Consider the following 11,045-nt stretch of genomic DNA (forward strand, 5'->3'; position numbering starts at 1 on the left):
ATGGGGAAATAGCAGAAAGGGTTATTGGCGCATAGCGCATAGTCCTATTCTAGACAAAACCCTTAATAATGTTTATTGGCTCCATCATGGGTTAGTAAATCTATATGAACGATATACAAAACTACGTCAGACTTAAACTGAACCGCCGTATACCGAACGGTACGTACGGTGGTGTGAGAGGTCGGAGGCTAGGCGCCTCCTCCTACTCGATTGTTTTAATTAGGTCTAACCTTCTTAACTAACTCCGTAATATCAATATCATCATATACAACTTGATCAATACGAACGCTAGACCCCATATTCTTATTAATTTGTTGAATCCATTCATATGCAGCAATAGCAGATGTCCAATCTGGATCTTTCTTGAAATCTGAAATTAGAACCGAAAAAATTCCACTCTGAAAGAAATTAGTTCCCTTGGTGTGTAAGTATACTTTGATATTAATGTTCATTCTTACTACCTTAGAGAAGGATCATACCAACGTTCACCGATGATCATATTCTCACCTTTTCTTTTATAAGTGAATTTCGCTATATTTTTGCCTTCTAAATGAGAAGGTACTTCCCAGAAAACTGTTATCTCACTGATATCGTCCTCTTTGGCGAGATTAGCTGCTAAATCCTCACTATACATTTCAATTAAATTTTTAGTCCTCTTTGCATTGTTCATAGCGTCCCATTTCAAATATGGTAAAACTATATAACTCCCATCATTTAGACCTAAGTTTTCGCTAACAGTTGTGTGGCTATAGTTTTTATCAATAATGCTGTTAACTGTTTCTTCTAGTTCTTCTTCCCTGGTTGATTCGGTCTGTGTCTTCCCATCAGTTGAAATAGAACTTTTTTCAACTACAGGATCATCTTCAATAGAAAACCCGAAAAAAATAAAAAATAAAACAAATGACCCAAGCGCATTAATCTTTTCTTAACTTTTCTCGTTTTTCTAAAAGCATATATGACTGTGGCAATACCGTATGTAAAATAAGAAAATGCCCTTATACTTAATAGACACTTAAGTTAATTTTAATCAGTTTTTAATAAATTGCCCCCCCCATTTCTAATATAATAGAGACTAACATCATTTCTAATGAAAATAAGAGATGGAAATTGCTTTGTAACAATGACTACTTCCAAAAAGGAGATGAGTTCCTTTAAAGAAAACTTAGCATTTTCTGAACAAACTGAAATGGTCCAACCTTCAAGTCGGTAAATGATAAGCAAAGAATCACAAGTCACCATATTTTTTGGAATCGTCAAGATTATGGCAACCACTGTGGGAGAAACAGCGCAGACTTCCTTTATGAATAACTTGGATTTGAATGGGAATCCTTATTTAGAGAGAGAAATAAAATTAAGTTGTGGGAAACCACTTTAATGAAAGGAAATTATATATGCAAGAAAACCAAAATAAAATGAAAATTTCACTTAACAAAGTGCCACAAGTGACGATTTTCTTTTGGATCATCAAAGTTTTGTGTACAACTGTTGGTGAAACATTTGCTGATTACATCAATTTCACCATTGGACTGGGTTTAACTCTTACTACCATTATTATGGGTGTTGCGTTTTTTATTGCATTGTTTGTTCAATTTAAAGCAAACAAATATGTTCCAGCCATTTACTGGGTAACGGTTGTTCTTATAAGCGTATTTGGAACACTGGTAACGGATAATTTGACAGATAATATGGGCGTACCACTTGAGGTTAGTACAGCTGTATTCTCGGTGTTACTWGGACTGACTTTTYTATTTTGGTATCTTAGTGAAAAAACACTWTCGATCCACTCGATTTTTACTAGAAAAAGAGAAGTTTTCTACTGGCTTACGRTCCTTTTCACCTTTGCACTTGGAACAGCGGTCGGYGATTTATATTCCGAACAACTTGGTTTTGGTTATCTTAAYACAGGAATAGGCGTTGTTATTATTATTGCTCTTGTGTTCWTAGCTTATAAATTTTTRAAACTTGACGGWGTATTAGCTTTCTGGATTGYGTATATTTTAACTCGTCCGCTTGGAGCGTCAATTGGAGATTACCTATCYCAACCAAAAGTAAATGGCGGATTAGGAMTCGGKACAACCGTTACGAGTGTGATTTTTCTTATCGCTATTTTAGCRATCATCGTTTTCCTTGCCRTTTCAAAAATTGATACAAATGCTAAAAGTGATATRGYKGAAACAAACCAAAGTAATGCAAATAAGAAACATGTGCTAACACAAACGATTGTTGTACTCGTAATTTTCTTAGTTGTKGGTATAGGTGGTTATAACTGGCGCAGTAATAATATTGCATCACAAGGTGCTGCRGAGCAAGCTACATTAGCAGGTCAATTAAATGATTTTGTTAAAATTGAAAATGATATGCTAAACGCTGTAAATAAAAACGACTTTGCTTCAGCAAAAAAAGGCGCKGATAATTTGGAACATCAGTGGGATACACAAGAACCTAAGCTTCGAAAAWTTGATAGCACTACATGGAYAAAAATTGATGGAACAATTGACTCTGTGCTAGCAGCGGTTCGTTCTTCAAAACCTGATRTTAATCAAAGCAAAACAGCACTTACTAATTCACTTAGTGTCTTAAAAGGKGCAAATAAAGCAACATCAAAGTCTGGTGCCTCACAAACTACATTATCTGGACAGTTAAACGATTTTGCAAAAATCGAAAATGATATACGAAACGCTGTAAACAAAAATGACTTTGCTTCAGCGAAAMAAGGGGCAGATGAATTAGAACATCAATGGGACACACAGGAACCTAAGCTTCGAAAAATCGATGGCGCTACATGGACRAAAATTGATGGAACAATTGATGTTGTATTAGCAGCAGTTCGTTCATCGAAYCCTGATGTAAACAAGTGTAAAACAGAACTTAACAATTCACTTAGTACCATTAACGCAGCAAATAAATAATACTCTTAGGAATCGTCAATCGCGTTCCTTTTAAAATGGAACTCTTATTAAACTAAACTCACTCCATAAACTAAACACAATCTCACGATCGCTCTAGAATTCTTAGGATTTCATAGCTATATCATTAACCATTATCCATGTAAGATCAGGCATTACTCCTCAAGGATAGGGATTTATCTAAAAAAGCGTATCCTAAACTAGCCAATTATAGGAAGAAATTGATTTTAGCAATGTTATGATCGCAGTTTCGGATGTATAATTGAAATTGGTATTTATGCAAAACATGAAGGTAGAAGTGACTAAAAGGAAGGCGAATTGTTTTGGCTATAATAGATATTGACCAATTGCTTTTTGAGACTGAAGAAATTGCCGAAGAGTCAACTCCATTCATCTCGATACAGTTGACAATTATTAGATAAAACGGATAACTGGTAAAGAAAAGCATGTCCAAAGTGGATATGCTTTTTTGTCACTTTGACCGATTATTTGCACTTATTTTAAGTGTTATTTTGCACATCCAACTTTAAAAACCCAGCTACCTTCACTTGAGAAGATTAGCTGGGTTTCTTAATAATTTACATCCAATCATTTATAGAATTATTCTGATTTATTTAGTAAAAAAGCAACTGATTATTATTTAGCAATCGCGCCCTTTTATTGAAAAAGAAACTTAAACTATTATTTTTCAAGGGTACTCATTATTTCATTAATAACTTCGGCGCAAGTCTTAATTTCTTTTATTCCACGAAACAAACTCACCAAAGGGCGGTGTCTGTCCAAAACCTAAAAAAATTCATCCATCAACTGTTTGGATTAACTTCATAAGTTAGCAATTTAAAGGAAACTGTTCCTCTATGTTTCTAGGAATAGGTTTTTGCACCAGAACCCATAATGTATCGAACCTAACAAAATGATTATGTTATTTCCCACTTTTCATTAAAATCTTCTTATCTTTTATGACGGAAAGCACTTGCTGAAAGCTTTAAACAGCTTTAACTGCCCTTTTGTGCGAATTTTACCTGACATGACGGCTGATAATATCCCTGTTTCTTTGGCCATCAGCCGAATCCATGTTTGACTGTCTGCAATAAGTTGGAAATCTGCATCCCCGAGATGTCCCTTTTCCACAGTAAGGGTCTTGTTCTTTATGATAACTGTTGCTTGAGCATCTTCTTCTCCAGTAAATGTAAAATGATAGGTAGCAGCTAAATCTTTTGCTTGATTTCTTTGAAACATATGAGGAAGCACCTGCAAAAACGCACGGATTGATTTCGATCGTAAGCCGTTGCTTACCGGTCGAACTTGTTTATGGGGAAAACGCTTTTTGACATGATCCTCAGCGTCGGAATTCGGCACTACATACACCATTTCGCTTTTATCCTGTAGTGGTTTGACAACGTCCTTCAAAAATTTCTTGCGATCGTCAAGAAACTCACCAATTACATCTTCTCCAGCAGGACAAACGGACATACAGTAGGCCGCTTTATAGCTAGCTCCAAAAGAAAGGCTCTGCCACATAGATGCTGTTTCTGCATCATTTACTTTGTCCCTGTATGATTTAGAATTTTTGCTGTCGGTAATCTTCTTCACCCAATCGCTGAAGCCGCCGGAAAATTCTCGATAGTTGTGCGTATAACAGGCGGAGAAATTAAAATGACCATCAGCGCCAATGGCTCCTACCGGGCAGGCAGCTACGCACAATTTGCACTCCAAACACGGATTATAATCAATGGGCTGACTTTCCGAAGTCATATCTGCATTTGTAAGGATCGTACCTAACAAAATAAAGTTGCCGAACTTGGGATGAATGACATTTCTATGGATGCCTATTTGTCCGAGTCCAGCCGCAACCGCAATTGGTTTATGTGAGATGACCCATGCTTTTCCGGTACTTTCCTGCTCCATCGGGAATCCTGCTGGCGGATTCAATGCTTTGATGCCTTGCTCTTCAAGCCCTTTTACGATTTCATGTCCGATATGCGTTACGTTATCGACAACATGATGAAATTCCGTATTTGCAATGGATCGAGCTGTCGAACGCAAGGGCTCGCGGTTCATTTTACAGACGAAACTAATGAGCGTCCTGGCTTCAGGAAACAGATTCAAAATTTCTTTTTGTTGGTCCTCAAGTTCGCTTCGGTCAATAGTGACGAATCCAACATCGTCGGCTCCTGCATGTAGACATAAATCCCGCAACCATTGTGTATCTATGCGCCTGCCTTCGGTCCCCTGCATAATTTCCTTTTTCTTGTAATATTGTTTTACGGTAGGATGATCATTTATTGTCCCCTTTTTCATGGCACTCAACTCCTTAGTCATTCAATTTAACGCACAGCCGTACTGTTTGATGGCCTGCCCAACCATTCGAAGTTGTGCATTTCATACAGACTTCGTAAAATTGATTTTTAGTTCTAACGTTGTGAATGTCTCCCCTTTGCTGAGGGTAGATGCATAGGCTATTCTCATCGCTGTATCAGTAGCATCGCAAAGTACGCCGTCGTGAAGCTTTCTACCAAGGCTCACAGAAACGTGTACGGAAAGCTTATCGGAACGGTCAAGACTTACAGTTTCTTTCTTCTTGCCCATCGATGATCAGACGACATCCACTATGACAGCATCCTTGTCAGATTTCGTATTATCGCCTTCTAAGTATTATAGATAATCTGTGAGACCAATCGGTCTTTTTTAGAGTAAAAAAAAAGCCATCTCCGGCTTCTTTTTAGACTGCTAGGCACAGTTCTGAGCAAGAAACGATCTAAGATGATGCACAGCTCTTTTCATGTACTCTTGGTTCTTGTAAAGTTTGCTAAGTGCTAGCGCCCCCTCCAGCGTGGAGATTAACACGGTCGCCACAAACTCGGGATCCACTCCTTGTTTAACCTCACCCTTCTTTATGCCTTCCTGAACAAGATTACGAACCATTCCGAGCAAGCCATCCATTGCTTCACGGACTTTTTCTTGAAGCAATGGGTCTGCGTCATCTGCTTCAATGGCAGCATTCATAATCGGGCAACCTCCCGGGAACAATTCTCTTTCAGCAATCCCCTCAAATACGGAAATAATGGAATGAAGGCGTTCCATGTATCCTTGTTTGCCTGCCATTGCTTCAGAGAAAAAATGACTCATAGTGTCAATGGAAAAGGAGAAAGCGCTCAACATTATTTCCTCTTTATTTTCAAAATGGTTATAAATCCCTCCTTTTTGAAGACCAGTCTCGTGCATGATGTCGGATATAGAAGATGCCCTATATCCTTGGCTATTAAAAATTTTTGATGCTTTTTCTAAGATCAGGGCTTTAGTCTGTTCTCCCTTGCGATTAACCATGAATCTATTTGCCTCCTTTTGAAAAAGATTTACGAAATTCTTAAGACCATTCGGTCCTTTTTATTGTACAATTAGGTAGTATCTTTGTAAAGTGCAAAAAATAACAGGGAAAATTTTTGATTAAAGTGGGTTACATCACATTGACTGAATAAAAGGAAGACAAGCAAAACAGACTTCCTACGTCCTAGCAAATATAAGTAGCAAATGCAAACAATGGTATGTCAACACTAAACTAGACAACTTTTTTAAGATGTTCAAGTTTGTAATCAATCGGACTTACATAACCCAGTGTCCCATGAATTCGTATGTGATTAAACCAGTGGACATAATCCTGTAATTCCCTTGTTAAYTCTTCTAAACTATCWAAATGTTGACCTTTCACAAACTCCGTTTTGATGATTTTAAACGTTGCTTCAGCTACGGCATTGTCATATGGAYAGCCCTTCATGCTTAAAGATCGTTGAATGTTAAAGGTATTTAAAGCATCRTCCATGAGCTTATTTTTAAACTCATTTCCACGATCCSTATGGAAGATATTTGTTGATCTCTTTAATCGGGAAATCGTGGGCTTCAGTAAAGGAACAAACAAATATGCTTTTCTTGTCTATCGTGCATTCGCCTCCATCAAGGTTGACCTTCGTAAGATCCAGACCACTGTCATTTCTTCTTCCTGGTCGAACGCGCGGTTCAGTTCATTTTTCTGTTCGGATTTATTACATGATTTGGTATGAGGGTTAAATTGATTCTTCGTCTAGAAACGATGAGACCACGTTTCTTTAGTTCTACTTTGATTTTACGTGTTCTATAATTTTGACGGCTCGTATGGAAAATATCGATTATATCCGAAGTAATATCATCCCCTGTTGATCTTTCTTTCGCCTCATGATAATAGGTGCTTCTAGGGATTTGCAGGACTTTACACATTGCTGATATCGAGTATTTATGCGGATTATTCTTAATCACATTTACTTTCGTCCTAGTATCAGCGCGGCTTGCTTTAACATGTCATTTTCCATTTCGAGTTGCTTATTTCGCTTTCGGAGTTCCATGAGTTCCTTTTGTTCATCGGTTAGATTGTCTTTTTCCTTAAAAGAAACCGAGTTCTGACTCTGACCCACCCACTTATCTAAAGAAGAAGAAGTCAGATCATACTCACGAATAATCTCTTTTCTTGACTTCCCATTTTGGTACAGCTGCACCATCTGTTGTTTGAACTCTTCGGTAAATGTTCGGCGTTCTCTTTTGGCCATGTAGCTTTTCCTCAAATGTAGTTTCTGTAGTCTACTTGACCTTAAAAATTCTGTCCAACTAAGTGTAGCCTATTCAAGGCTAACTTCATGGCGGAAGGAAGTGTACATTTCCTTCCATCCTTCACAAAACATCACACTTTAAGAATCTCCACGTCCATCCAATTGAATCTCAGTAAATAACAGAGAACACTTGACTATTTATTTCTAAAGGACAGACTCTAATGCAACTGAATAAAAGCAATTAATTACATATTTTATCTTTTTAATATCTTAATTAACTTTTTCACTGGAGATAATATGAAATTTCCAACTTTTTCGAATACCTCAAGCCATTTAGAGTTGCCAGGTAGAAATAAATCAGTAAATACAATTAACATAATGGAAAACGCCGCCAATTGTATAGCCATCGTTATAAAATCAATAGGTATCCAAAATATATTTTTTTCAGATACACCAAATTCTTTTAATACTCTAAAGTAAATTCCGAAAAATATGGTAAAAGTACTTAGGTAAAATATTAGTTGACTAAAGTTTTGTAAGTGTTTCGCTAATTCCAAAGCTATTTTAACAGGAAAAGGTCTATTTAAAACCGTATTAAACCAGTTATAGTCATTATATAAAGATTGGAAAGAATTCCAATAGTGTTTATCTAAATTGCTGTAAAAGCGCTCCAAGTTAATATAAAAGGCTTTTTGATCTTTCTGTGTTCTGTTTGTGAGTTTTCTATATTCTTTTTCTAAATCTAAATAGGAATTTATCAGATTAAGGTCACCCAATTTGAAAAGAGACATCTCAATATGACCATGCTTATTAAACCATTTTTGTACTTCATAGTCTTTTTCAACCTCATCCTCAATTTGGAAAATAATTCTTAAGTCAAAATACATTGACCCTAATATGCCCTCCAAGCTCTCCTTTACCTGAGTATAAAAATTATTAAGCTTATTATTTCTTTTTGCATATAAATATGCTATCGATGCTGCAATAATTGCTACCAATATAGGGAGATACTCTTTAGTTAAGGTCATAAAGTAAAAGTCACCTCAAATAATAAAACACTCATATTTACAGCCCCTTAATACTGTTTCTTCACCATTTACCATTTTAAAAGCCTTCTTAAACATTTTCTTTTTGTTACATAAATAAAATAAGCTATTGATCAAAAAGGACATACCTAGAGAACCATCTTTTTTCATTGATCCGCTTCTACTTTGCAATATGCTACGTCCGTAATGGGGGATTTAAGTAATTAAAATGATTCTTAAATCCCCCATACAATTAACTGCTATTACAAAATCAATCATAAAAATATATGGTGATATGTAACGCCTATCTAAACATTTAAAAAGGAATTTGAATTTTTTTGTAGAATTATAGATATATACCACTAGGAGGGAAGTTCCAAAAAATAAGTGCTTGTTTTTTTAGTTTAAAATATAAATCTTAGTAGTTAGCAATGTTTATATTTAAGGGAGTGTTAGTTATGCCAGCCATCGCAATATTAGGTTTTCTCGCTATTTTATATTCTTTTTTTTACCTACTCTACCATTTTATCAAAAAGATGAAAAACAAAGAAAAAGCACTATCTAAAAAGATTTTTTATCCTCCGCTCATTGGTGGAATAATATTTTTTATTGTTGGAATATCGTTTTTGGATACAGGAGTTCAAGGTAAACTTGATGATGAAATAGAACAAAATACAAAGTTAACAGCTGAGAATAATACTTTAAAATTAGAAAATACGAAGCTTGAAAAACAAATTACGGATCTTGAGTCAGAAATTAAAGAAACAGCTTATAATATTACAGAATATGAAAATAATTTAAAAACATTAGAAGAAGAAAAAAAGGAATTCTCATCAGAAAAAGATTCATTAAATAAAAAGATTAGTGATTTAACAACTAAAAATACAAGTTTGCAAAACGAAGTTGATAGTTTAAATAATCAACTTGCAAGTAAAGATACTTCTACCTCTACTGCAAAAGAAAATTCAAATCAATCAACTGCTTCTACATCCTCAGGAGAAAGGGAAGATTTCGCAAACTGTACCGATTTACGAGGTACATATCCAAACGGTGTTCCAGCTGGTCATCCTGCTTATGTACCAAGTATGGACCGCGATAAAGACAACTATGCTTGTGAAAGGTAATAAAATATATGCTCTATCGTATAGAGCCCCAATTTGTAGACAAAAAGGTTTCGGAGAGTTCCCGAAACCTTTTTAATTTTTTATAAGCAGATATAAAGAATAGTGATTTTTCCTATGTTAATTAGGTATTTCTGGCTCTCCAAAAGTCCTGTTGGCTACCCTAACCGAAGTTGCATAATCTAGTGGATCATAAATATTCCCTGACCCTTGAGTATATAGATCACACCACTCTTTCTTTCCACCAACTTTGTGTCGGAAATGAGCTGTTTGAATTCTACCCTCGGCTTTTATAACGTCTTCCCCACAGCATGAACACATATAACCGCCAATATTCTTGTGTGCTTTATTGGCTTGAACGAGGTTTCCGACACTATCAAAAGCTTTTTCCATACAATTCACCACAATCTAAGAAATAGTTTAATTCATTAGTTCTATTCTACTGCTACTTTATATATATTAACAGGGAATATATGTAATCACCATCATCGAAAATGATTTTTAGTTTTACTAATACATCTTTCTTCAATATATTTTCATGCTTTTTAATTTCCTCCAACAAGTAGTGTCTAGTACCCTGATATTGATAGATAAAAAGATATAGATGGTCGCATACGAAACGTTTGGGTATTTCCATTAAAGAAAATAGTAGCAGATGAAGATCGTAAGTCTCTTATTGAAGAATATGAACTTACTCCTTCTTGTTTAGACCGGGGGATACAACAGAGTGAAAACACAATGAAAAAGCGCAGTATTAATATTGCTTGCTGTCACGTACAGGAATTCGACTTTTTTTAGGTTGAACTTCACAATTCATATCTTTAATGTTATTTTTGACATCGTGCACTTTGGAAATAAAAGCAGGTGTATGACCCGTTTTTACATGTATCTCAGCGAACCCCATTCAAAGCAAACCTTACTTTTATCGAAATGTCATGCTGAAGATCGAAGTAAATAACGCGAAAGAGACTTTAGGGGCACGTGCTTCCAGAATATCGATAAAGACTTTCCACAATGATGAGGATGCTTGGTTTCTTGAATTCGTGAAGCATGACTAAAGAGAGATACCTGAAAAGTCCAGGAAACTCATATACTTTAAAAGGGACAAGGAACGTGATTTTGCGATCTTATCCCTCTTTTTAGGAAGCGGAATCCGGGTTAATGAGTTATCCAACTTAAGGCTACGGGACTTGGATGCGAGGAAAAACAAATACATGTTTTACGTAAGGGATGAAAAAAGGATGTAGTGACAGTCTCTCCTCCGTCTATGCAGGACAAAAGTGGTATGTCAACACTAAACTAGACAACTTTTTTAAGGTGTTCAAGATTGTAATCAATCGGACTTACATAACCCAGTGTCCCATGAATTCGTATGTGATTAAACCAGTGGACATAATCCTGTAATTCCCTTGTTAA

The 11,045-nt window shown here is 35.9% G+C and carries 10 protein-coding genes and 1 pseudogene; 3 read left to right on the forward strand and 8 right to left on the reverse strand.

The annotated features are described in order from the left end of the window. Window positions 1–215 precede the first annotated feature (215 nt). On the reverse strand, window positions 216–452 hold the full coding sequence (locus AC1DVK_RS25380) for a hypothetical protein (protein WP_410862100.1): 237 nt from the start codon (window positions 450–452) through the stop codon (window positions 216–218). A gap of 5 nt (window positions 453–457) precedes the next feature. Next, window positions 458–670 (reverse strand): hypothetical protein, encoded by a 213-nt coding sequence (locus AC1DVK_RS25385; RefSeq protein ID WP_477627676.1) that lies wholly within the window; start codon window positions 668–670, stop codon window positions 458–460. A gap of 721 nt (window positions 671–1,391) precedes the next feature. On the opposite strand from AC1DVK_RS25385, the gene AC1DVK_RS25390 reads away from it, so the two are divergent. Continuing rightward, the gene (locus AC1DVK_RS25390; RefSeq protein WP_477627677.1) at window positions 1,392–2,909 is read left to right on the forward strand and encodes a COG4705 family protein; all 1,518 of its coding nucleotides are present in this window, start codon (window positions 1,392–1,394) and stop codon (window positions 2,907–2,909) included. 954 nt (window positions 2,910–3,863) lie between these two features. On the opposite strand, the gene AC1DVK_RS25395 is transcribed toward AC1DVK_RS25390, so the two are convergent. The 4 genes and pseudogenes from AC1DVK_RS25395 to AC1DVK_RS25410 form a co-directional block, all read right to left on the reverse strand. Further along, complete coding sequence (locus AC1DVK_RS25395; protein WP_477627678.1) at window positions 3,864–5,207, reverse strand: SCP2 sterol-binding domain-containing protein; 1,344 nt, start codon at window positions 5,205–5,207, stop codon at window positions 3,864–3,866. A 429-nt stretch (window positions 5,208–5,636) separates the two neighbouring features. Continuing rightward, entirely contained in the window at window positions 5,637–6,233 is a 597-nt protein-coding gene (locus tag AC1DVK_RS25400) for a TetR/AcrR family transcriptional regulator (protein WP_477627679.1), read from the reverse strand. A gap of 232 nt (window positions 6,234–6,465) precedes the next feature. Next, a pseudogene (locus AC1DVK_RS25405) lies at window positions 6,466–7,483 on the reverse strand (IS3 family transposase). Window positions 7,484–7,737: 254 nt separating this feature from the next. Continuing rightward, window positions 7,738–8,511, reverse strand: coding sequence for a hypothetical protein (locus AC1DVK_RS25410; RefSeq protein ID WP_477627680.1), 774 nt, complete (start codon window positions 8,509–8,511; stop codon window positions 7,738–7,740). A gap of 455 nt (window positions 8,512–8,966) precedes the next feature. Between AC1DVK_RS25410 and AC1DVK_RS25415 the strand changes: the two genes are divergently transcribed. Next, window positions 8,967–9,632: an excalibur calcium-binding domain-containing protein gene (locus tag AC1DVK_RS25415; RefSeq protein WP_477627681.1), complete on the forward strand. Its 666-nt coding sequence runs from the start codon at window positions 8,967–8,969 to the stop codon at window positions 9,630–9,632. 117 nt (window positions 9,633–9,749) lie between these two features. Here AC1DVK_RS25415 and AC1DVK_RS25420 read toward each other — a convergent pair whose 3' ends face one another. After that, on the reverse strand, window positions 9,750–10,022 hold the full coding sequence (locus AC1DVK_RS25420; RefSeq protein ID WP_477627682.1) for a competence protein CoiA family protein: 273 nt from the start codon (window positions 10,020–10,022) through the stop codon (window positions 9,750–9,752). Window positions 10,023–10,564: 542 nt separating this feature from the next. Between AC1DVK_RS25420 and AC1DVK_RS25425 the strand changes: the two genes are divergently transcribed. Beyond that, entirely contained in the window at window positions 10,565–10,687 is a 123-nt protein-coding gene (locus AC1DVK_RS25425; RefSeq protein WP_477627683.1) for a hypothetical protein, read from the forward strand. Window positions 10,688–10,928: 241 nt separating this feature from the next. Here AC1DVK_RS25425 and AC1DVK_RS25430 read toward each other — a convergent pair. Next, the coding region (locus AC1DVK_RS25430; protein WP_477627684.1) for an IS3 family transposase at window positions 10,929–11,045 on the reverse strand (117 nt) is incomplete at its 5' end.

It is taken from the genome of Peribacillus sp. P4_B1 (genome assembly GCF_056402395.1).